Here is a 21,628-nt window from a genome sequence, read left to right as displayed (position 1 = left end):
TCTGCGCCGTGCGCGGGCAGCTCTGCCGGCCGTGGTGCCGTCAGGTCGTGGCGTGGGACCGCGTGCTGCTGGGTGAGCTGGTGGAGCGGTCCGCCTCGTCCTGCACGAGCAGGGAGAGCAGCGCTGCCACGGTCAGTCCGGCCTCGGCGGGATGGCGCAGGACCTTGCCGGGATCGATCCGGTAGGTGTTGGTCCGTCCCTCCTTGGTGTGGGAGAGATAGCCGGCTTCTTCGAGGTCGGAAATGATCTTCTGGACGGCGCGTTCGGTGAGGCGGCAGCGTGCTGCGATGTCGCGGATCCGGGCGCTGTGGTTGTCGGCGATGACGGCCAGTACGCGCGCGTGATTCGTGATGAACGTCCATCCGGTGTGTGGCTCGGGCACTCCATCCATGCTCCAACTGTAGCGACTCACTATTCGCGCATTCAAAAGCACGTACTTAATTTCATGTATTTCTTGACGTGTGCGGGGGAAGAGGGGAACCTTGGGAGCGGAGATGGACGAGCACTCGAGGGAGAGAGGCCATGCCGGAGCCTGCGCAGTCCGCGCAGACATGCCTGGTGACGATCGACGTGGTGCCGGACGGCGACCGCAGGACCGTCCGGGTGCGCGGCGAACTCGACCACGGCGGCCGACAGCTCGAACATGACCTGACCGAGGCCCTGGACAGCTCGGCGAGCGGTGTCGACCTGGACCTGAGCGAGATCGGTTTCTGCGACTGCTCCGGTCTCAACCTTCTCCTCGGTCTGCGGCGCAGGGCCCTCGACGCGGGCAAGACGGTCACGATCCGGGCCAGCGGCCCTTCGGTCGACCGGCTGCTGGAGCTGACCGGCGCCCGGGAGCTGTTCGTGCACCCCGGCTCCGATGCCGATGGCACCGAGCCGGAGGACGCCGTCGGCGACCTGAAGGCGCCCGAGGCGGTCGATCAGGAGCTGCGCAAGGAGGTCGCCGAGCTGCGAAGGGCGATGCAGACCCGGCCCGCCATAGATCTGGCCCGCGGCATCCTGATGGCCTCCTTCAGCCTGAGCCCCGAGGTGGCCTGGACCGTGCTCGTCATGGCCTCCCAGAACACCAACACCAAGTTGCATGTCCTGGCCCAGGACCTGGTCGGCACCGTTCAGGGCACGCCGCTGCCCGAGGAGGTGCAGCAGCAACTGGCGGCCGCGGTCGCCCAGGTGCGCGCGACCGTCCCGCTGGCATGACCCTCCGGCGTCCTCGTCACCTCATGTCTGCGGCGGTGCGCTCTTGATCACCGCGAAGCGGGCGCCGTAGGGGTCGGCGAGTTTGGCGAAGCGGCCCACGCCCTCGATGTCGGTGGCGGGGACGCGGACCTCGCCGCCCAGTTCCCGTGCCCTGGCGACCGTGGCGTCCGTGTCGGCGACCTCGAAGTACGGCAGCCAGTAGGCGCGGTCCTCCGACGGGTCCTCGGCGAGCGGGACGATGCCGCCGAACATGGAGTCCTCGCCGCCCCCGGCGGGGTTGACGGTGGTGTACGTGCCACCCGGGAAGTCCACCGCCGCCGTCTCCAGGCCCAGCGTCTCGTGGTAGAACCAGGCGGCCGCGGCGATGTCCGGGGTGTACAGCTCGACCCAGGCCAGCGCCCCCGCCTCGTTCGCCACGTCCACGCCCTTGGTACGGCCGGGCTGCCAGATGCCGAAGGGCACGCCCGCCTTGTCGGCGAGGATCGCCATGTGTCCCTCGCCCATCACGTCCATGGGTGGCATCAGCACACTGCCGTGCGCCTGCTCGGCCGCCTTGGCGGTGGCCTCGGCGTTCCCGCTCTGGAAGTACACGGTCCAGGACGGCGGGCCCTGCTCGGGCGTGGTCTGCACTCCGCCCGCCGCGGTCCTCCCGTCCAGCTGGAAGAAGCCGTATCCGCCGGCGTCCGGCCCCGCCGACCGGAACCGCCAGCCGAAGAGGCCGCCGTAGAAGGAGATGGCGCCGTCGATGTCGGAGGTGCCGACGTCGAGCCAGTTGGGAGCGCCGTTGACGAAACGGGTGGTGAGCATCTTCGCCCTCCTCGCAAGGGTCCCGTTCTCTGCACTGCCGAGTCTTGCACCGCCCACTGACAATCGCTGCCGGAGTGCTCTTTCGCCGCCTTCCGCGCGCCGCCGTGCGCCGTGGAGGTCCGGGGCGCCACCATCAGGGTGGCCGAAGGCCCCGTCGGCGGCGTTGATGACGCGTTGATCGAACGTTTTTCGGTCCGCGGCACGATCTCGTCCATGCACATCGACACCATCACCCCGGCCGACTCCGCCTGGCAGGCCCAGGCGCTGTGCGCGCAGACGGGGGCGGACTTCTTCTTTCCCGAGCCGGGCAGCTCGGTGCGTGAGGCGAAGCGCATCTGCGGCATGTGTGAGATGCGCCCGGCCTGCCTCGAGTACGCCCTGCAGAACGACGAACGCTTCGGCGTCTGGGGCGGCCTGTCGGAGAAGGAGCGCCTCGCGCTCCGGCGGACCGCACACTGACGCGGCCGGTACGCGCGTGCGTACCGGCCGCGTCCTGGCCCGTGGCCTCTGGCCTGTGGCCGGGCCTGCGATCAGGTGTGCCGTCAGGCTCCGGCGCGCGCCGCCATGCGCGCCTTGCGGGCCGCCAGCTTCTCGTCGAACTTCAGGGCTTCCGCGTCCAGCCCGCCCAGGAACAGGCCGAGCTCGTCCTGGGCCTGCTGCCCCTCGGGGCCGAGACCGTCGATCTCCATGACCTTCAGGAAGCGGAGGACCGGCTGAAGCACGTCGTCGTGGTGGATGCGCAGGTTGTAGACCTCGCCGATCGCCATCTGCGCGGCGAACCGCTCGAAGCCGGGCATGCCGTGGCCGGGCATCCGGAAGTTCACCACGACGTCCCGGACCGCCTGCATGGTCAGGTCGGGAGCCAGCTCGAAGGCGGCCTTCAGGAGGTTGCGGTAGAAGACCATGTGAAGGTTCTCGTCGGTCGCGATCCGCGCCAGCATGCGGTCGCAGACCGGGTCGCCGGACTGGTGGCCGGTGTTGCGGTGCGAGATACGGGTCGCGAGCTCCTGGAAGGCGACGTACGCGACCGAGTGCAGCATCGAGTGGCGGTTGTCCGACTCGAAGCCCTCGCTCATGTGGGCCATGCGGAAGGCTTCCAGCTTGTCCGGGTCCACCGCGCGCGAGGCGAGCAGGTAGTCGCGCATCACGATGCCGTGCCGGCCCTCCTCGGCGGTCCAGCGGTGCACCCAGGTGCCCCAGGCGCCGTCACGGCCGAACAGCGAGGCGATCTCGTGGTGGTAGCTGGGCAGGTTGTCCTCGGTGAGCAGGTTCACCACCAGCGCGATCCGGCCGATCTCGGTGACCTTGGACTGCTCCTTGTCCCAGGCCTCGCCGTCCTCGAACAGGCCGGGGAAGTTACGGGCGTCCGACCAGGGCACGTACTCGTGCGGCATCCAGTCCTTGGCGACCTTCAGATGCCGGTTGAGTTCCGTCTCGACCACTTCCTCCAGTGCGTACAGCAGCTTGGCGTCGGTCCAGACGGCGGGGCTGCCGAGGTGCGGGGAAGTGATCGTCACGGGAACTCCAGGGGGACGCGCAACACAGGGGGACGGACCGGCGAGCGGTGCCGGAACCTACGGGATCGTAGGCTACGAAACCGTAGGTTACGAAGCCGTAGGTTAAGCCCGGTGTAAGAGATCCCTGATCAGGCCGTGTTTCGTAGGACTTCCAAGGAAGGCCGAAAAGCCCCAGGATCCGCAGGTCCCGGGGCTGGAAGGGTGAGCGGCACACTCGTCAGGCGTACAGCTCCCGCAGTCGCACCGAGAGACATGTCACACAGCCCTCGAGCTTCTCGAACTCGCTGATGTCCACCACGACCGGATCGTGACCGAGGTCGGCGAGCAGCTCCGCCGACTTCGGCGCGCTCGCCGCCATCAGCAGCTTGCTGCCGCCGAGCAGCACCACGTGCGAGCCCGACTCCTCGGGCACCGACAGGAAGCGCGGGAACAGCGACGGCCGGTCCAACTTGGGGATGTTCCCGATGACCGTCCCGTCGGGCAGCGCCGTGACCGCCGACTTCAGGTGCAGCACCTTGCTCACGGGTACGGCCACGACCCGCGCCCCCAGCGGCTCGAAGGCGGCCCGCAGCTGCTGGACGCCGGCCGCGTTGGTGCGGCCGCCCCGGCCGACGTAGATCGTGTCGCCGACCTTCAGCACATCGCCGCCGTCCAGGGTGCCCGGCTCCCAGATCCAGTTCACCGAGCAGCCGAGGCGGGCGACGGCCTCCTCGACGCCGGCCGTCTCGTCCCGCCGGGACTCGGCCCCGGGCCGGGTGATCAGCGCGACGTTCTTGTACATGACGACCGTGTCCTCGACGAACACCGAGTCCGGGCAGTCGTCCTCCGGGTCCACCTCGACCGTCTCCCAGCCGTGCTCGCGCAGGGCCTCGACATACGCCTCCCACTGCTCGACCGCGAGATCGAAGTCGACCTTCTCCCGCTCGATGTGCGTCACCAGTCCTTCGGCGAGGCGGGGGCTCGGGCGGCGGACGAGGGCCTTCTTGCTGGGCACGACGGGACTCCGAATCGGCGGGACGGCAGACCGGGCGCCCAAGACGCGACACCCGGTCCGCCATCATGCAACCCCGATCCACGACGGCAAAACCCTCGTTGCCAGGCTGTGCCCCTCCTGAGATGCGGGGTCGGGAGCTATCCGATCGCCTCCGGCGTGGTCTCCCGCAGTTCGCCGTCCAGCAGCAGCCACCGGGTGATCCCGATCGACTCCAGGAACGGCAGGTCGTGGCTGGCCACGATCAGCGCCCCTTCGTACGACTCCAGGGCCGACGTCAGCTGCCGCACGCTCGCCATGTCGAGGTTGTTCGTCGGCTCGTCGAGCATCAGCAGCTGCGGTGCCGGTTCGGCCAGCATCAGCGCGGCCAGGGCCGCCCGGAAGCGTTCGCCGCCGGACAGGGTGGCCGCCTTCTGGTCGGCGCGGGCGCCCCGGAACAGGAAGCGGGCAAGGCGCGCCCGGATCCGGTTGTTGGTGGCGGTCGGCGCGAACCGGGCCACGTTCTCGGCGACCGACAGCTCGCCGTCGAGCACGTCGAGGCGCTGCGGCAGGAAACGCAGCGGCACGTGCGCGTGCGCCTCGCCCGCCACCGGCGCCAGCTCCCCGGCGATGGTGCGCAGCAGCGTCGTCTTGCCCGCGCCGTTGCGCCCGATCAGCGCCACCCGCTCCGGGCCGCGCAGATCCAGCCCACCGGCCACACGTGCGCCGTACGCCAGCCGGAGATCCATGAGGGTCAGGACGGTGCGGCCCGGCGGTACCGCCGTGTACGGCAGGTCGACGCGGATCTCGTCGTCGTCCCGTACGGCCTCCACCGCCTCGTCGAGCCGCTCCTTCGCCTCGCTGAGCCGCTCCTCGTGCATGATGCGGTGCTTGCCCGCGGACTCCTGCGCCGCGCGCTTGCGTGCCCCCATGACGATCTTCGGTTCGCGCTTCTGGTCCCACATCTTCTGCCCGTACCGTTTACGGCGGGCCAACTTGACCTGGGCGTCGACCAGTTCGCGCTTCTGCTTCCTGAAGTCGGCCTCCGCCACGCGCACCATCCGCTCGGCCGCCTCCTGCTCGGTGGCGAGAGCCTCCTCGTACGCGGAGTAGTTGCCGCCGAACCAGGTGACCTCCCCGGAGCGCAGATCGGCGATCTGGTCGACCAGTTCCAGGAGTTCGCGGTCGTGGCTGACCACGATCATCACTCCCGGCCAGGACTCGACGGCCGCGTACAGCCGCCGGCGCGCGTACAGGTCGAGGTTGTTGGTCGGCTCGTCCAGGAGCAGGACGTCCGGGCGGCGCAGCAGCAGTGCGGCCAGCCGCAGCAGTACCGACTCGCCGCCCGACACCTCGCCGATGGTGCGGTCCAACTCGATGTGCCCGAGGCCGAGTTCGCCGAGCGTGGCGAGCGCGCGCTCCTCCACGTCCCAGTCGTCGCCGACCGTCTCGAAGTGCTCCTCGGCCACGTCGCCCGACTCGATGGCGTGCAGCGCGGCGCGCTGCGCGGCGATGCCGAGCGCCTCGTCGACGCGCAGGTGCGTGTCGAGCGTGACGTTCTGCGGGAGGTAGCCGACCTCGCCCGCGACGCGCACGGCGCCGTCGGCCGGGGCGAGTTGACCGGCGATCAGCTTCAACAGGGTCGATTTGCCGGATCCGTTGACGCCGACGAGCCCCGTCCTGCCGGGGCCGAAGGAGACATCGAGGCCCTCGAAGACGGGGGTGCCGTCGGGCCAGGTGAAGAACAGGGACGTACAAGTGAGGGAAGTAGACATACGGGCCTCGCGGTTGCTTGGTGCGGTCAGGGGCAAACGCGTAGAGAGACACCGAAGACCACGGCGGGAGAGGAGAGCCCGGAGGCACGAAAAAGGCCTGCTCCGTCAGGACGGCTCGAACGCCGAGGTCGCACGCAGCGCACACACCTCACGTGTGTGACACGGTGTCTCAGGACCTCAGACGAGCAACGTCCTTCTCCAATCGACGGCAACAGAACCGCTGTACACCGTAGGAGGCGGTCGGCGGGCTGTCAACGGATTAACGTGACCCCGCCCTCACCGCATGAAGGAGTCCCCGTGCCCAACGGCCCGCTCTCACTGCCCGCCCGGCTCTACCTGCTGGCCTGGGACACCGACACCGGCGAACTCACCGCCGCCGCCCGCCTCCACCACCTGGTGCGGGCCGGCGCCCTCACCGAACTGGCCCAGCGCGGTCTGCTCGTGGACGAGGACGGCATCGCCACCCCGGCCGACATGGACTCCCTCACCGGGGACGCCGTCCTCGACGGGCTCCTGGAACTGGTCCGCGAGTCCCGGCCGCACCGCTGGCAGGCCTGGGTGACGCTGCACGCGCGCGTGACGCTCGATGCCGTACGGGAGCAACTGACGGCGGGGGGCTGTCTGCGGGCGGAGCGCAAGCGGGTGCTCGGGGTCTTCCCCAGCGTGGAGCACGTGCTGGCGCGGGCGGACGTCGTGGACGCGCTGCGTGAGGAGGCGCGGGAGGTGCTGGAGGGCCCGGTGCCGGTTGCGGAGGTCTCCGAGCGGGACGCTGCCGTCGTCGCCCTCGCCGCAGCCGCGGAGCTGCCCACCCTGGTGCGGGGCAAGGACCGCAGCCGTCACCACGCGCGCGTGGCGGAGCTGGCGGAGCGCAGCGGGGCGGCGGCGCCCGCGCTGCGGAAGGTCGTCACCCAGGTGCACACGGCCCTGACCGCGTCCCTGACGGCGGTGGCGACGGCGACGGGCAACTGAGCCGGCCCCGGCGCGGGCAGGTCACGCCCTGGTCCACCGCGCCGCGCGGGAGCTGTTGGGGGCGGGGACGTACGGGGCGCGGGAGGGAGGCCTGAACTGGAGCGAGCGGAACACAGTGCCGGCGGCGCGCTGACCGCCCCCAGGGGGCGCGGGGCTGTACCAATGTGCGGCTCCGCCGCGTGGGCGCGACCAGCCACGAAGCACCCGCAGACGACACCCGGCCTATCGCACCCCCACACGCGCAGCGCTCAGCAGGCGTCCCGGATCAGCTCCGCCAGGTCATGGTCCAGATCCATCTGCAGATGCTCCAGCCCCACCGGCACCAGCGCACTCGTGGCGTCGAGGAACCGGCGTATCTCGTGCGACCGGACGTGCACCACGGCGGTGCCCTCGGGGGCGTGGAACTCCAGGACGGTGCGCTCGTAGCCGTACGGCCGCACGCGCACGTCGCCGTGGCCCTCGGGCTCGTGCAGACCGGCCGCGAGGAGTTCGCGGGCGAACGTCCAGCAGACCTCGACGCCCTCCAGCGTGGCCGGCGCCGGGAAGGTCATACGGACCGCGAACGGGTCGCTGCGGTCGTAGTGCAGCTTCGCCGGGATGCTCGGCATGCGCGGCGCGGCGGCGACGAGGCGGGCCTCCACGGGTTGTTCGATGACGGTGGACAACGCCTTGCTCCCTTGTGACGTCTGGGCGGACTTCCGGGTGGATTGGGCCGGGCACTGCTAGAGACGCTGGAATCAGCCAATCCGTGCACACCGAATTCGAGTGACCTGCGTCACCGCTTTCATGCACAGGAGTGACGCAGTCCATTTCCCGTGCACCGATGGGCAGTTGTGGCGAGGGCCGCCATCTGGACGGGGTACCGGGCGTCGGATAGCTTCGCCCGCCATGAGGCGTATGGGGAACACGCGACGAATGAGGCGCACTTTTCGGACAGTGGCCGCAGGGGCGGTGTGCTCGGCGGCGCTGGCCGCCCTGACCGCCGTACCCGCACAGGCACAGCAGCCCGGGCCCCGGGAACCGCACTGGGAACTCAAGGACACCGGCGCGACCGGTGTGCGCTTCCGGGGGCTGTCGGCCGTCAGCCGGGACACCGCCTGGGTGGCCGGAACCGGCGGCACCGTGCTGCGCACCACTGACGGCGGGGCGAGCTGGCGGAACGTCTCGCCGCCGGGCGCCGGCGAGCTGCAGTTCCGGGACATCGAGGCGTTCGACGCACACCGCGCCGTGGTGCTGGCCATCGGCGAGGGCGAGGCCTCCCGCGTGTACCGCACCGACGACGGCGGCACGACCTGGACCGAGTCCTTCCGCAACACCGACACCAATGCCTTCTACGACTGCCTCACCTTCTTCGACCGCCGCCACGGCCTCGCCATGAGCGACCCGGTGGACGGCAGGTTCCGCATCCTGTCGACCGGTGACGGGGGCCGCTCCTGGAAGGTGCTTCCGAGCGAGGGCATGCCGGCCGCGCTGGACGGGGAGGCGGGCTTCGCGGCGAGCGGGCAGTGCCTGGTGGCCTCCGGCCCCTCCGACGTCTGGCTGGCCACCGGCGGCGGTGCACGCGCGCGCGTGCTGCACTCCGCCGACCGCGGGCTCACCTGGACCGCCACCGACACACCGGTCCCGGCGGGCGACCCGGCGAAGGGCGTCTTCGCGCTCGCCTTCCGCGACCGCACCCACGGCCTCGCGGTCGGCGGCGACTACCGCCCCGACCAGGCCTCCCCGCAGGCCGCGGCCCGCACCTCCGACGGCGGCCGCACCTGGCAGACCGCCGTCACCCCACCGCCCGCCTACCGCTCCGGCGTCGCCTGGCTCCCGCACAGCCGCACCGCGGCCCTCGCGGTCGGCCCCACGGGCACCGACCTGACCACCGACGGCGGCCGCACCTGGCGGACCGTCGACACCGGCTCGTACGACACCGTGGACTGCACGGCGGACCTGGGCTGCTGGGCGGCGGGGGAGCAAGGAAGGGTGGCTCGTCTGGAGCGGTGACGCATGGAGTGAATGCGGGTACTCGGTCGCGGACTGCGAAGGGAGTGAGCGAGCATGCCCGCAGGTTCCAGCTCCAAGCGTGAGCGCCAGTACGAGCACATCAAGAAGAGCGCGCAGGACCGGGGTGAGAGCACCGGACGTGCCAAGGAGATCGCGGCGCGGACGGTGAACAAGGAGCGTGCCCGGTCCGGCGAGTCCAAGTCCGCCAGCCGCAGCTCCACGAAGGACATGTCATCCGGCAGGCGCGGGGGCCAGCGGTCCGGCCAGGGCTCCCAGGGCCCCACCCGCGACCAGCTGTACAACGAGGCCAAGCAGCGCGGTATCGAGGGCCGTTCGAACATGAACAAGGACCAGCTGCAGCGCGCGCTGAACGCGAAGAAGAGCTGAGTCGCGCGGCTCAGCCGGACGTCCCGGTACTGCTCCGGCGACGGTGCCGTCCGTGAGCTGCTCGTCGCGGGGATTCGTGCGCCCGCGGTGCAGGTCAGCGGCCGCCACGAACATGATCGCGAGCCTGCGCCGCCCGCTCCGGGCGCCGTAGGCTCGTCGCCACCATGACGACCGTACGCATGCCCGCGGGCTGGCCCGCGACCGAGGAACAGGCCCGCGCCGTACAGGACGAACTGCGCGCCCGGGTGGTGCTCGACGAGCCGGGACCGCCGCCCGGCAGCGGCCATGTCACCGGTGTCGACGTGGCCTACGACGACGAGCGGGACCTCGTCGCGGCCGCGGCGGTCGTCCTGGACGCGGCGACCCTGGAGGTCGTCGCACAGGCCACCGCGGTCGGGCGCATCTCCTTCCCGTACGTCCCCGGCCTGCTCGCCTTCCGTGAGATCCCCACGGTCCTCGCCGCCCTGGAGGCCCTGCCGTGCCCGTCGGGCGTGGTCGTCTGCGACGGCTACGGCCTGGCCCACCCGCGCCGCTTCGGCCTCGCCAGCCACCTCGGCGTCCTGACGGGCCTGCCCACCATCGGTGTCGCGAAGAACCCCTTCACCTTCACCCACGACGACCCGGACACCCCGCGCGGCAGCACCTCGCCCCTCCTCGCCGGCACCGAGGAGGTCGGCCGCGCGCTGCGCACCCGCGACGCCGTCAAGCCGGTCTTCGTGTCCGTGGGCCACCGGATGAACCTCGACAACGCCTGCGCCCACACGCTGGCCCTGACCCCGAAGTACCGCCTGCCGGAGACGACGCGCGGGGCGGATGCGTTGTGCCGACGGGCGTTGCGGGAAGCCACCCCGAGGTAACCAACCCCGCGAACTCCAGGGCCGCCTCGATCTCCGGCGTCCGCCCCTGCCCTGCGGCCGCCGCCCGGAGCACACGGCCCGCCCAGGTCACCGGCAGCGGATCCTGTTCCGCCTCGCGGAGCTGGTCGGCAAGGTCGCCCACAACGAGGCCGGGCCTCCGCCGTTCTTCGACCACCACACGGGGTGGCAGATCGGCCCCCTCGCCTGCGTGCGGGACCGGATCGCGGACGCGCTGGGCGAGCGGCCGCCGGAGCCGTTCGACGGGTGATCTGAGTACCCGCACTGAGTACCCGTACGGATGTGGGTGCGGTGCGCCGGTCGGCAGGCTGTGCCGCATGACGACGCACCGTGCTCCGAAGCCCCTCGCCGATCCCAACCGTCCCGTCGAGCGTGCCGTGACGGCCGCGCTGGTCCTTGCCGTGCTCGCGGGGCTCGGCTGGATCGCCGGGATGCTCTACACGGTGGCGGGGTGGTCCTAGCTCCCGCCCTGACCTCACTGGGCCAGCGCGTAGGCACTCTTTCCCGCCAGCAGCAGGCCGACCACGACACTGCCGTACACGATCGCCTGTTCCGCATGGCCCTGCATCCAGGAGCGCAGTTCCCGCAACCGGTGCTGGGCAGACGCCGGCTTGAAGACCACATACAGCTCCGCGGCGAGCAGAGTGGCGGTCGCGACGACGCAGTACGCGACCAGTATCAGCCAGGTCGTGGGGTCGGAGCCGTCGGCGTCCAGCACGGTCACGGCGCCGGCGGCGACGAGGCCCCACGGCTGGAGGAGGATGGCCAGTCCCGCCGCCGGCCAGAGTGCGCCCCGGTCCATCCGGGAAGTGAGGAAGGAAGACGACCTGCCCTTCGGGGGCGAGGCGACGGTGCGGGACGGTTCGTGGCGAGCGGCCCTTCGGCGCCTGTGGAGGCCGTACACGACCAGCGACACTCCGATGGCGACCTTGATCGCGAGGTTTGCCGTGGACGGAGTCGACCTCGGCTCCGGGGGCTTCCCGCCGGTCACGGTCAGGACCAGGGCGATCACCGCGACGAAACACGTCATCCATCCCGAGATGAACGCGAGTCCCGTCCGAACGCCTCTGACGGATGCCACCACCAGGACGAACGCCATGAGGGGGAGCGGGTCGAGCGTGATGGCGAGGGCGATGAGCAGGAGATCGAAGACCATGGGCGATCCCATCAGGCACCGTACGCATCGAGCCTAGGCACGGCTGTGACCCACCGCATCTCATGTGACGGTTGAGCCGAACTTGCCCCGTGCCCGCGGCAGGGTGCCGTGCCCCGCTTCGTCGCGCACTCTGGAGAGGGAAGGGGCGACGATGGAGACTCGCGGCTGATGCGGCGCGTGGATACGGGCGTGGACTCGCGCGCGCCACGGCGGCCTGGCCGTCTCGGGCAACTGACGGCCTGGCTGAAAGCCGTCCACGCGCGCCTGGAGATCCGCTTCCCCGTCATCACAGCACTTCTGGACCGCATGGTGGCGGTGAACATCTTCGACTCCGCCACCCGCATCGCGGCGCAGTGTTTCCTGACCGCGGTCCCGTTGCTGTTCGTGCTGTCCGCGTACGCGCCCGAGTCGGTGCAGACTCAGGTCGTCAAATCAGTCAGCGCCGTCTTCGGTCTGAGCGGGCAGTCGAAGGCCGAGGTGGAGCAGTTGTTCCAGCCACCGAGCGACAACGTGCGCCAGGCGATCGGCGTGGTGGGCGGGCTGATGGTGCTGCTGTCGGCCACCGCGGTGAGCCGCGCCGTGCAGCGGCTGTGCAAACGGGCCTGGCTGCTGCCCCCCGGAAGAACGAAAGTCGCTCCGTGGAGGTGGCTCGCATGGATCGCCCTGTGGCTCTGTGCGCTGGTCGCGCAAGGGCTGTCGCGGGACGGGTTCGGCCTGGGGGCCTGGCTGGGAATCCCGATCGTCCTGTTCGTGCAGGCGGCCATGTGGTGGTGGACCCAGCACCTTCTGCTGGGCGGAGCCGTCCGCTGGGCGCCCCTGCTGCCGGGGGCCGTCCTCACGGCGATCGCGATCAGCTGTCTGTCCGTGGCCGCACACTTCTACATGCCGCGGGCGCTCAACCGGGCACTGTCCGACTACGGTTCCGCGGGTTCGGTCTTCGTCATGCTGTCCTGGCTGATCGTCGTGTCCGTGGCCGTCGCCGTAGGGCTCAGCGTGGGCGCCGTACTGTCCCAGGAGCCCTTCCTGCGCCGCCGCCTCGGAACCCCGACGTCGCCCCCCTGACGACACCTGCCGGGAAAGCCCCGTCAGGTGTTTCCAGGGGAGGGCCTCGTCAGGGGAGCGGCCTGCGATCAGGCGCGCCCGTCCCGCGCGCGCTCGCGCCTCGAGGACTGCCGACTCACCGGCTGGACGCCACCCGGAAGGTGATCCCCGCCCGCCGCAGCCGTTCCGTGAGCGCGTCGCCCATCGCGACCGCCGTGGTGACCTGGCCCGCCGTCGGCGGCAGGTCGTCGAAGGCCAGCGACAGCGCCGACTCGGCGAACATCTTCGCCGTCTCGTCGTAGCCGGGGTCGCCGCCCGCGACCTCCGTGAGTACCTGCCGGCCGCCGCCCTCGCCCACGAAGCGGACCCTGAACCAGCTCTTCGCCCGCTTCTCGGCGCCCGGCCCCTCGCCGGGCTTGAGCCGGCCGGACAGCCAGCGCCGCGCGGGCGGCAGCTGGGCGGCCGCGAAGAGGCCGCCGACGGCCGCGATCCCGCCCACGGCGACGGGCAGATGCCGTACCGCCGCGTAGTGGCGGTAGCGGAAGTCGGGGCCGTAGCGCTCCAGGGCCTTCGCGGAGCGGCCCACGATCTGCGCGTCGATGGTCGGCAGCGGCAGCGCCCACGCGCCGACCTCCTTCGCGAACCGCGGTGCACCCGTGGGTGCGGCGGCGCGTCGCCCCACCAGGCGCGGCTCGTGCCGCCTGCGGTCACGCTCGGCGGCCAGCATCGGCCGCACCCGCGAGAACTGGTTGAGCGCCGACGCGAACGTCCCGCCGGAGAACGTGGCGTCGGCCGTCACGAACCCGTCCACCGTCAACGGCACCCCCTCGGGCAGCTGCCGCACGGTGAAGTACGCGCCCAGGTCGTGCGGGATCGAGTCGAACCCGCAGGCGTGCACCAGCCGCGCACCGGTCTCACGCGCGCGTGCATCGTGGCGGACGTACATGAGGTCCACGAACTCGGGCTCACCGGTGAGGTCGAGATAGTCCGCACCGCTGTCCGCACAGGCGGCGACCAGCTCCTCGCCGTAGGTCACATACGGTCCCACCGTCGTGGCCACCACGCGCGCGTGGTCCGCGAGTGCGCGCAGCGACGCCGGATCGCTCACGTCCGCCCGCAGCAGCCCGACCTTCCCGTTGCCGGGCAGCCGCTCGCGCAGCTGCTCCAGCTTCTGCTCGCTGCGGCCCGCGATCGCCCAGCGCAGGTCGTCGGGCGCATGCGCGGCGAGGTACTCCGCGGTGAGCGTCCCGACGAAGCCCGTGGCTCCGAAGAGCACGATGTCGTACGGACGGTCCGTCCTGTTCAGCCTGCTCATGACACCTCTCGCTCCGCAGCACGCGCCGTTGTCGGTGGCCGAGGCTAGCGTGAAGAGTGCGGAGCCCGACGACGAGCCCGGAGGTAAGCGGTGACCGTGCCCGAAAGCGCCGTGAAGAAGTGGGAGAAGGTGCGTGAATTCGCCCTCGGGCTGCCGGGCGCCGTCGAGGAGCACCCGTGGGGCGAGACCGTGGCGAAGGTCAACAGGAAGGTGTTCGTGTTCCTGGGCGTGGACGACGGCAGTCATCCGCCGGGCCTCACGGTGAAGCTCAGGGACGAGGCCGCGCACGCGCACGCCCTCACCTCCCCGGGCGCGGAACCCGCCAGGCTACGGGCTGGGCAGGGCCGGCTGGGTCCGCATCCCGCTCGCGGAGCAGGGCGCCCCGGCGGCGGATCTGCTGTGCGACTGGGTGGAGGAGAGCTACCGGGTGATCGCACCGAAGCGGCTGATATCCGACCTGGAGGCACGCTGATCCGCGTGCCTTCTCCGGCACGACTTGGCTAAGCGCTTGCTCTCCCAGGTCTTGTGTCCGCTGGAACGTGTTCCTAACATCACTAGTGTTACAGCAGTTGTGTCACAACCCCTGGGGACTGCATGGCAGAGGCAAAGACGCCTGGACACGGCCCGCTTTCCGGCGTGCGCGTGGTCGAACTGGCCGGTATCGGGCCCGGCCCGTTCGCCGCCATGCTCCTCGCCGACCTGGGCGCCGACGTCGTCCGTGTGGACCGCCCCGGCGGTGTCGGGCTCGCGATCAACACGGAGTACGACCTCACCAACCGCAACAAGCGCTCGGTGATCGTCGACCTGAAGTCCGCGGACGGCCCCGAGCGCGTCCTCGACCTCGCCGCGCGCGCCGACATCCTCATCGAGGGCTACCGCCCGGGAGTGGCCGAACGCCTCGGCGTCGGCCCCGAGGCCTGCCACGCCCGCAACCCGAAACTCGTCTACGGCCGGATGACCGGCTGGGGCCAGCAGGGCCCCCTCGCGCACCGCGCCGGTCACGACATCGCGTACATCGCCCTCACCGGCACCCTCGGCATGATCGGCAGCCCCGACGAGCCCCCGGCCGTCCCCGCCAACCTCCTAGGCGACTACGCGGGCGGCTCCCTCTACCTGGTCGTCGGCGTCCTCGCCGCCCTCCACCACGCGCGCGCGGGCGGCACCGGCCAGGTCGTCGACGCCGCCATCGTCGACGGCACCTCCCATCTCGCCGCGATGATCCACGGCATGCTCGCCGCCGGCGGCTGGCAGGACCGCCGCGGCGCCAATCTCCTCGACGGCGGCTGCCCGTACTACGGCACCTACGAGACGGCCGACGGCAAGTACATGGCGGTCGGCGCCCTGGAACCGCAGTTCTACGACGAGTTCGTGCGCATCCTCGGCATCCCGGAGCACGCCGACGTCCGCAAGGACTGGACCCGCTGGGGCGAGCTGCGCGAGGCGGTCGCGGCCGGCTTCACATCCCGCACCCGGGACGAGTGGACGGCTGTCTTCGAGGGCTCCGACGCGTGCGTGGCGCCCGTGCTGTCCCTGCGAGAGGCCCCGCACCACCCCCACCTGGCCGCCCGCGGCACCTTCACCGACCACGGCGGCATCACCCAGCCCGCCCCCGCCCCCCGCTTCTCCGCCACCCCCACGGCCGTACGCACCGGCCCCGCTCAGCCCGGCGCCGACACCGCCGGCGTGGCACGCGACTGGGACGTACCCGACCTCCTGAAGGACCAGGAACTCATGAAGGGCTCCGAATGAAGCGGCAGATCTTCGCCCCCGAGCACGACGCGTTCCGCGCGACCGTGCGTGCCTTCCTGGCCAGGGAGGTGCTGCCGTACTACGAGCAGTGGGAGAAGGACGGCATCGTCTCCCGCGACGCCTGGCGGGCGGCCGGCAAGCAGGGCCTGCTCGGACTCGCCGTGCCCGAGGAGTACGGGGGCGGCGGCACCTCCGACTTCCGCTACGCGACCGTACTCGCCGAGGAGTTCACCCGCGCGGGCGCTCCCGGGCTCGCCCTCGGCCTGCACAACGACGTCATCGGCCCGTATCTCACCGGCCTCGCCACCGACGAGCAGAAGCGCCGCTGGCTGCCCGGCTTCTGCGACGGGACGATCATCACCGCCATCGCCATGACCGAGCCGGGCGCGGGCTCCGACCTCCAGGGCATCCGTACGCACGCCGAGGACCGGGGCGACCACTGGCTGCTGAACGGCGCCAAGACGTTCATCTCCAACGGGATCCTCGCCGACCTGGTGATCGTCGTGGCGAGGACCACCCCGGAGGGCGGCGCGCACGGCCTGTCGCTGCTCGTCGTCGAGCGCGGCGCGGAGGGCTTCGAGCGCGGGCGCAACCTCGACAAGATCGGCCAGAAGGCGCAGGACACGGCCGAACTGTTCTTCACCGACGTGCGCGTGCCCAAGGAGAACCTGCTCGGCACGCTCAATGGCGCGTTCGGCCATCTGATGACCAACCTCGCCCAGGAGCGCCTCAGCATCGCCGTCGCCGCGATCGCGGCCGCCGAGCACCTGCTGGAGATCACCACCGAGTACGTCAAGGAGCGCGAGGCCTTCGGCCGGCCGCTCGCCACCAAGCAGCACATCCGCTTCGAGATGGCCGAGATGGCCACCGAGTGCGCCGTCACGCGCGCGTTCCTCGACCGCTGCGTAGAGGAGCACTCGGACGGCCGGCTCGACGCGGTGGACGCCTCCATGGCCAAGTGGTGGGCGACCGAACTGCAGAAGCGGGTCGCCGACCGCTGCCTCCAGCTGCACGGCGGCTACGGCTACATGACCGAGTACCCGGTCGCCCGGGCCTTCACCGACGGCCGTATCCAGACCATCTACGGCGGAACCACCGAGATCATGAAGGAGATCATCGGCCGTTCCCTGCTGGGCTGAAGCTCATCGCCCGGCCCACCCTCACCCCGAAAGGCCTTCCAGTGAGCACCGAAGCGTACGTGTACGACGCGATCCGCACCCCGCGCGGCCGCGGCAAGGCGAACGGCTCCTTGCACGGCACCAAGCCCATCGACCTGGTCGTCGGACTCATCCACGAGATCCGCGGCCGCTTCCCGGGCCTCGACCCGGCGGCCATCGACGACATCGTGCTGGGCGTCGTCGGCCCGGTCGGCGACCAGGGCTCCGACATCGCCCGCATCGCCGCCGTCGCCGCGGGCCTCCCGGACACGGTCGCCGGCGTACAGGAGAACCGCTTCTGTGCGTCCGGTCTGGAGGCTGTCAACATGGCCGCCGCCAAGGTCCGTTCGGGCTGGGAGGACCTGGTCCTCGCGGGCGGTGTCGAGTCCATGTCGCGGGTGCCGATGGCCTCCGACGGCGGCGCCTGGTTCAACGACCCGATGACCAACCTGGCCGTCAACTTCGTGCCGCAGGGCATCGGCGCCGACCTGATCGCCACCATCGAGGGATTCTCGCGGCGTGACGTCGACGAGTACGCGGCGCTCTCGCAGGAGCGGGCGGCCACGGCGTGGAAGGAGGGCCGCTTCGACCGCTCCGTCGTCCCGGTGAAGGACCGCAGCGGTCTGACGGTCCTCGACCACGACGAGCACCTGCGCCCGGGCACCACCGCCGACTCCCTCGCCAAGCTGAAGCCGTCCTTCGCGGACATCGGCGAGCTGGGCGGCTTCGACGCGGTGGCCCTGCAGAAGTACCACTGGGTCGAGAAGATCGACCACGTCCACCACGCGGGCAACTCCTCCGGCATCGTCGACGGCGCCTCGCTGGTCGCGATCGGTTCGAAGGAGGTGGGGGAGCGGTACGGACTGCGCCCGCGCGCGCGGATCGTCTCCGCCGCCGTCTCCGGCTCCGAGCCGACCATCATGCTCACCGGCCCGGCGCCCGCCACCCGCAAGGCTCTCGCCAGGGCCGGACTGACCATCGACGACATCGACCTGGTCGAGATCAACGAGGCCTTCGCGGCGGTCGTCCTGCGCTTCGTGAAGGACATGGGCCTGTCTCTGGACAAGGTCAACGTCAACGGTGGTGCGATCGCCCTCGGCCACCCGCTCGGCGCGACCGGCGCCATGATCCTCGGCAGCCTCGTCGACGAACTGGAGCGCCAGGACAAGCGCTACGGCCTCGCGACCCTCTGCGTCGGCGGCGGCATGGGCATCGCCACCATCGTCGAGCGCATCTGAACCCCCGGCGGAACCAAGCGACTTCAGAGACTTCTACGGAGACCCCCGTCATGACGCAGAGCACCACCATCCGCTGGGAACAGGACCGCACCGGCGTCGTCACCCTCGTCCTCGACGACCCGAACCAGTCCGCGAACACCATGAACCAGGCGTTCCGCGACTCCCTGGCCGTGATCACCGACCGCCTGGAGGCCGAGAAGGACTCCATCCGCGGCATCATCCTCACCTCCGCCAAGAAGACCTTCTTCGCCGGCGGCGACCTGCGCGACCTCATCCGCGTCACCCCCGAGACCGCGCAGGACCTCTTCGACGGCGGCCTGGCGATCAAGCGCAACCTGCGCCGCATCGAGACCCTGGGCAAGCCGGTCGTCGCCGCGATCAACGGCGCGGCCCTGGGCGGCGGCTACGAGATCGCGCTCGCCTGCCACCACCGGGTCGCGCTCGACACCTCCGGCACGAAGATCGGCTGCCCGGAGGTCACCCTCGGCCTGCTCCCCGGCGGCGGTGGCGTCGTGCGCACCGTACGCCTGCTGGGCATCGCCGACGCGCTGCTGAAGGTGCTCCTGCAGGGCACCCAGTACAACGCGCAGCGCGCCCTGGAGAACGGCCTGATCGACGACGTGGCCGCCACGCAGGACGAGTTGCTCGCCAAGGCCCGCGCCTTCATCGAGGCCAACCCCGCCTCGCAGCAGCCCTGGGACAAGCCCGGCTACCGCATCCCCGGCGGTACCCCCGCCAACCCCAAGTTCGCCGCCAACCTGCCCGCCTTCCCGGCCAGCCTGCGCAAGCAGACGAACGGCGCGCCCTATCCGGCGCCGCGCAACATCCTCGCGGCTGCCGTCGAGGGCTCCCAGGTCGACTTCGAGACGGCGCAGGTCATCGAGGCGCGCTACTTCGTGGAGCTGGCCGCGGGCCAGACGTCCAAGAACATGATCCAGGCCTTCTTCTTCGACCTCCAGGCCGTCAACTCCGGCGCCAACCGCCCCAAGGGCATCGAGCCGCGTCCGGTCCGCAAGGTCGCCGTCCTCGGCGCCGGGATGATGGGCGCGGGCATCGCGTACTCGTGCGCCCGCGCGGGCATCGAGGTGGTCCTGAAGGACGTGTCGCTCGAGGCGGCCGTCAAGGGCAAGGGCTACTCCGAGAAGCTGTGCGCGAAGGCGGTCTCCCGGGGCCGTACGACGCAGGAGAAGGCGGACGCGCTGCTGGCCCGCATCACGCCGACCGCCGACCCGCAGGACGTGGCGGGATGCGACGCGGTCATCGAGGCCGTGTTCGAGAACCCCGAGCTCAAGCACAAGGTCTTCCAGGAGATCCAGCACATCGTCGAGCCGGACGCGCTGCTGTGCTCCAACACCTCGACCCTGCCGATCACCGCGCTGGCCGAGGGAGTGGAGCGCCAGTCGGACTTCATCGGTCTGCACTTCTTCTCGCCCGTGGACAAGATGCCGCTGGTGGAGATCATCAAGGGCGAGCAGACCGGCGAGGAGGCCCTCGCCCGCGCCTTCGACCTGGTCCGCCAGATCAAGAAGACCCCGATCGTCGTCAACGACTCCCGCGGCTTCTTCACCTCCCGCGTCATCGGCCACTTCATCAACGAGGGTGTCGCGATGGTGGGCGAGGGCATCGAGCCCGCGTCCGTCGAGCAGGCGGCGGCGCAGGCGGGCTATCCGGCGAAGGTCCTCTCCCTGATGGACGAGCTGACCCTCACACTCCCGCGCAAGATCCGCAACGAGTCGAAGCGGGCCGTGGAGGAGGCGGGCGGCACCTGGCCGACGCACCCGGCCGAGGCGGTCATCGACCGCATGGTCGACGAGTTCGGGCGCACGGGGCGCAGCGGGGGAGCGGGCTTCTACGACTACGACGAGGCCGGCAAGCGGGTGGGGCTGTGGCCCGGGCTGCGCGAGCACTTCACCCGGCCGGGGCATGAGATCCCGTTCCGGGACATGCAGGAGCGGATGCTCTTCTCCGAGGCGCTCGACACGGTGAAGCTGCTCGAGGAGGGTGTGCTGACGTCGGTGGCCGACGCGAACATCGGCTCCATCTTCGGGATCGGGTTCCCTGGCTGGACGGGCGGTGTCCTGCAGTACATCAACGGCTACGAGGGCGGGCTGCCGGGCTTCGTGGCCCGCGCGCGTGAGCTGGCGGACCGGTACGGGGAGCGGTTCGCGCCGCCTGCGCTGCTGGTGGAGAAGGCGGAGAAGGGGGAGCGGTTCACGGACGCGTGACCCTCGCGGCGGGGGGTGCGCGGAGGGTGTTTCGCCCCCGCCGCCCCTACCCGGGGCCGGCCCCCGGACCCCCGCTCCTCAAACGCCGGAGGGGCTGATTTTTGCCGGGCGGGGTCTGATCTTTTCAGCCCGTCCGGCGTTGGAGGACGAGGCCGTTCAGGCCGAAAGCGGGGGTCTGGGGGCGGAGCCCCCAGGGGACGGGAATGGGTAGGGGCGGCGGGGGCGAGAACCGCTTCGTACCGCTCACCGACACGGCCCCCGTGCTGCCCGGCCAGGGACACCACACGCCGACCCGCGAAAGGCTCGCACGGTTTGCGGCATCACGGTCAACGCGAGTGGGTTCCTGACCGGGCAGACGCTCAACGTGTCAGGAGGGCCGGCCTTCCTCTGAGACTGGGACGCCTTCCTCCGAGGCGGAGAGCGAGGCGTCGAGCCACTGGTGCACCTCCTCCTTCAGCGACCGCTGGAAGGTCGTCAGCAGCGCCTGCACCACGATGGGCTGCATGTGCGCCGACAGCGACTTCACGTCCTGCTCCGCCCGCTGAGACACCTCGCCCCGGAACAGCTGCGACAGCTCGTGCGCGGCGGCCCGCGAGTGCTCGATCAGCACCCTGCGTGCCGCGAGGATCGCCTCCTCGGACAGCGGTACGTCGAGGAGCTGCACGGCGAGCCGGAGCAGTCCCGAGTCGACGCGGTACGAGTCCCCGTCGCGCCCGATCACATTCATGGCGCACAGCCGCTCGATCTCGTCCTCGGTCAGCGGCCGCCCCGCCCGGCGCCGCAGCTCGGCCGCGCTCACGGTCTCCACGGTGTCCGGCGCCCAGGACGCCACCACGGCCCGGTGGATCGCCAGATCGTGGTGGCTGAGGCCGGGCGGCAGCTGCGCCATGTAGCGCTCGATCGCCGCCAGCGTCATGCCCTGGTACTGGAGTTCCTCGATGAGCGCCAGCCGGGCCACGTGCTGCTGCCCGTAGTGGCCGACCCTGCGCGGACCGATCACCGGCGGCGGCAGCAGACCCTTGGTGCCGTAGAAGCGGACCGTGCGGACCGTGACGCCGGCCCGCGCGGCCAGTTCGTCGATCGTGAGCGTCGGCTCCGCGGTGTCGCTGTCGGTGTCGGTCGTCATGTGCAGCAGTATCGCTGTCACACCAGTACTGCGAAACCCGGTACGCGTGGCCCGTGAGGCTTGTGAGAAGTACCGCTGTGTGATCCACGCCATCGCATGCGCTCCGCCACCTGGGGGAAGGTGCCGCGT

General features: G+C 70.9%; 22 protein-coding genes and 1 pseudogene. 14 read left to right on the top strand and 9 right to left on the bottom strand.

Annotation, left to right across the window (positions count from 1 at the left end; genetic code table 11):
* Positions 1–40: 40 nt before the first annotated feature.
* Complete coding sequence (locus ACWC1K_RS05655) at positions 41–391, bottom strand: helix-turn-helix transcriptional regulator (protein WP_450828964.1); 351 nt, start codon at positions 389–391, stop codon at positions 41–43.
* 131 nt (positions 392–522) lie between these two features.
* Here ACWC1K_RS05655 and ACWC1K_RS05650 point away from each other — a divergent pair, with 131 nt between their 5' ends.
* A complete protein-coding gene (locus tag ACWC1K_RS05650; RefSeq protein ID WP_450828963.1) occupies positions 523–1,200 on the top strand; it encodes an ANTAR domain-containing protein in 678 nt (225 codons plus the stop codon).
* A gap of 21 nt (positions 1,201–1,221) precedes the next feature.
* Here ACWC1K_RS05650 and ACWC1K_RS05645 read toward each other — a convergent pair whose 3' ends face one another.
* On the bottom strand, positions 1,222–2,007 hold the full coding sequence (locus ACWC1K_RS05645) for a VOC family protein (RefSeq protein WP_450828962.1): 786 nt from the start codon (positions 2,005–2,007) through the stop codon (positions 1,222–1,224).
* Positions 2,008–2,220: 213 nt separating this feature from the next.
* Here ACWC1K_RS05645 and ACWC1K_RS05640 point away from each other — a divergent pair, with 213 nt between their 5' ends.
* A complete protein-coding gene (locus ACWC1K_RS05640; RefSeq protein WP_351468583.1) occupies positions 2,221–2,466 on the top strand; it encodes a WhiB family transcriptional regulator in 246 nt (81 codons plus the stop codon).
* 83 nt (positions 2,467–2,549) lie between these two features.
* Here ACWC1K_RS05640 and ACWC1K_RS05635 read toward each other — a convergent pair whose 3' ends face one another.
* The 3 genes from ACWC1K_RS05635 to ACWC1K_RS05625 all read right to left on the bottom strand — a co-directional run bounded on the left by ACWC1K_RS05635 (position 2,550) and on the right by ACWC1K_RS05625 (position 6,269).
* A complete protein-coding gene (locus ACWC1K_RS05635; RefSeq protein WP_450828961.1) occupies positions 2,550–3,524 on the bottom strand; it encodes an acyl-ACP desaturase in 975 nt (324 codons plus the stop codon).
* 217 nt (positions 3,525–3,741) lie between these two features.
* Complete coding sequence (gene ddaH / locus ACWC1K_RS05630) at positions 3,742–4,518, bottom strand: dimethylargininase (protein WP_450828960.1); 777 nt, start codon at positions 4,516–4,518, stop codon at positions 3,742–3,744.
* 137 nt (positions 4,519–4,655) lie between these two features.
* A complete protein-coding gene (locus ACWC1K_RS05625; protein WP_450828959.1) occupies positions 4,656–6,269 on the bottom strand; it encodes an ABC-F family ATP-binding cassette domain-containing protein in 1,614 nt (537 codons plus the stop codon).
* Positions 6,270–6,566: 297 nt separating this feature from the next.
* Here ACWC1K_RS05625 and ACWC1K_RS05620 point away from each other — a divergent pair, with 297 nt between their 5' ends.
* Positions 6,567–7,238 (top strand): GOLPH3/VPS74 family protein, encoded by a 672-nt coding sequence (locus tag ACWC1K_RS05620; protein ID WP_450828958.1) that lies wholly within the window; start codon positions 6,567–6,569, stop codon positions 7,236–7,238.
* 248 nt (positions 7,239–7,486) lie between these two features.
* Here ACWC1K_RS05620 and ACWC1K_RS05615 read toward each other — a convergent pair whose 3' ends face one another.
* Positions 7,487–7,903: an SsgA family sporulation/cell division regulator gene (locus ACWC1K_RS05615; protein ID WP_450828957.1), complete on the bottom strand. Its 417-nt coding sequence runs from the start codon at positions 7,901–7,903 to the stop codon at positions 7,487–7,489.
* A 250-nt stretch (positions 7,904–8,153) separates the two neighbouring features.
* Here ACWC1K_RS05615 and ACWC1K_RS05610 point away from each other — a divergent pair, with 250 nt between their 5' ends.
* From ACWC1K_RS05610 to mmpA, 5 genes are all read left to right on the top strand, one after another.
* Positions 8,154–9,230: a WD40/YVTN/BNR-like repeat-containing protein gene (locus tag ACWC1K_RS05610; RefSeq protein ID WP_450828956.1), complete on the top strand. Its 1,077-nt coding sequence runs from the start codon at positions 8,154–8,156 to the stop codon at positions 9,228–9,230.
* 54 nt (positions 9,231–9,284) lie between these two features.
* Positions 9,285–9,617, top strand: coding sequence for a plasmid stabilization protein (locus ACWC1K_RS05605; RefSeq protein ID WP_450828955.1), 333 nt, complete (start codon positions 9,285–9,287; stop codon positions 9,615–9,617).
* Between the two features lie 164 nt (positions 9,618–9,781).
* Entirely contained in the window at positions 9,782–10,474 is a 693-nt protein-coding gene (locus ACWC1K_RS05600) for an endonuclease V (protein WP_450828954.1), read from the top strand.
* Positions 10,431–10,742 carry a hypothetical protein gene (locus ACWC1K_RS05595; protein WP_450828953.1) on the top strand — a complete coding sequence of 104 codons (312 nt, stop codon included), beginning with the start codon at positions 10,431–10,433 and terminating at the stop codon, positions 10,740–10,742. Before ACWC1K_RS05600 ends, ACWC1K_RS05595 begins: the two co-directional genes overlap by 44 nt.
* A 67-nt stretch (positions 10,743–10,809) precedes the next feature.
* Positions 10,810–10,953, top strand: coding sequence for a morphogenic membrane protein MmpA (mmpA, locus tag ACWC1K_RS05590; protein ID WP_351468599.1), 144 nt, complete (start codon positions 10,810–10,812; stop codon positions 10,951–10,953).
* 14 nt (positions 10,954–10,967) lie between these two features.
* Here mmpA and ACWC1K_RS05585 read toward each other — a convergent pair whose 3' ends face one another.
* The gene (locus ACWC1K_RS05585) at positions 10,968–11,648 is read right to left on the bottom strand and encodes a GAP family protein (RefSeq protein ID WP_450828952.1); all 681 of its coding nucleotides are present in this window, start codon (positions 11,646–11,648) and stop codon (positions 10,968–10,970) included.
* A gap of 168 nt (positions 11,649–11,816) precedes the next feature.
* Here ACWC1K_RS05585 and ACWC1K_RS05580 point away from each other — a divergent pair, with 168 nt between their 5' ends.
* Positions 11,817–12,710, top strand: a complete 894-nt coding sequence (locus ACWC1K_RS05580) for a YhjD/YihY/BrkB family envelope integrity protein (protein WP_450828951.1) — start codon at positions 11,817–11,819, stop codon at positions 12,708–12,710.
* 115 nt (positions 12,711–12,825) lie between these two features.
* Here ACWC1K_RS05580 and ACWC1K_RS05575 read toward each other — a convergent pair whose 3' ends face one another.
* Positions 12,826–14,004 (bottom strand): saccharopine dehydrogenase family protein, encoded by a 1,179-nt coding sequence (locus ACWC1K_RS05575; RefSeq protein ID WP_450828950.1) that lies wholly within the window; start codon positions 14,002–14,004, stop codon positions 12,826–12,828.
* A 90-nt stretch (positions 14,005–14,094) separates the two neighbouring features.
* Between ACWC1K_RS05575 and ACWC1K_RS05570 the strand changes: the two are divergent.
* The 5 genes and pseudogenes from ACWC1K_RS05570 to ACWC1K_RS05550 all read left to right on the top strand — a co-directional run bounded on the left by ACWC1K_RS05570 (position 14,095) and on the right by ACWC1K_RS05550 (position 20,373).
* A pseudogene (locus ACWC1K_RS05570) lies at positions 14,095–14,476 on the top strand (MmcQ/YjbR family DNA-binding protein).
* Between the two features lie 122 nt (positions 14,477–14,598).
* Entirely contained in the window at positions 14,599–15,753 is a 1,155-nt protein-coding gene (locus ACWC1K_RS05565; protein ID WP_450828949.1) for a CaiB/BaiF CoA transferase family protein, read from the top strand.
* Positions 15,750–16,892, top strand: a complete 1,143-nt coding sequence (locus ACWC1K_RS05560) for an acyl-CoA dehydrogenase family protein (protein ID WP_450828948.1) — start codon at positions 15,750–15,752, stop codon at positions 16,890–16,892. The genes ACWC1K_RS05565 and ACWC1K_RS05560 overlap by 4 nt, the downstream gene beginning before the upstream one ends.
* Positions 16,893–16,933: 41 nt before the next feature.
* The gene (locus ACWC1K_RS05555; RefSeq protein WP_450828947.1) at positions 16,934–18,148 is read left to right on the top strand and encodes an acetyl-CoA C-acetyltransferase; all 1,215 of its coding nucleotides are present in this window, start codon (positions 16,934–16,936) and stop codon (positions 18,146–18,148) included.
* Between the two features lie 50 nt (positions 18,149–18,198).
* Complete coding sequence (locus ACWC1K_RS05550) at positions 18,199–20,373, top strand: 3-hydroxyacyl-CoA dehydrogenase NAD-binding domain-containing protein (RefSeq protein ID WP_450828946.1); 2,175 nt, start codon at positions 18,199–18,201, stop codon at positions 20,371–20,373.
* A 367-nt stretch (positions 20,374–20,740) separates the two neighbouring features.
* On the opposite strand, the gene ACWC1K_RS05545 is transcribed toward ACWC1K_RS05550, so the two are convergent.
* A complete protein-coding gene (locus tag ACWC1K_RS05545) occupies positions 20,741–21,499 on the bottom strand; it encodes a MerR family transcriptional regulator (protein WP_450828945.1) in 759 nt (252 codons plus the stop codon).
* Positions 21,500–21,628 lie beyond the last annotated feature (129 nt).

The organism is Streptomyces sp. NPDC001492 (genome assembly GCF_053597275.1).
Note: the sequence above shows the minus strand (reverse complement) of the source record. Positions and strands in the feature narration are given on the sequence as shown.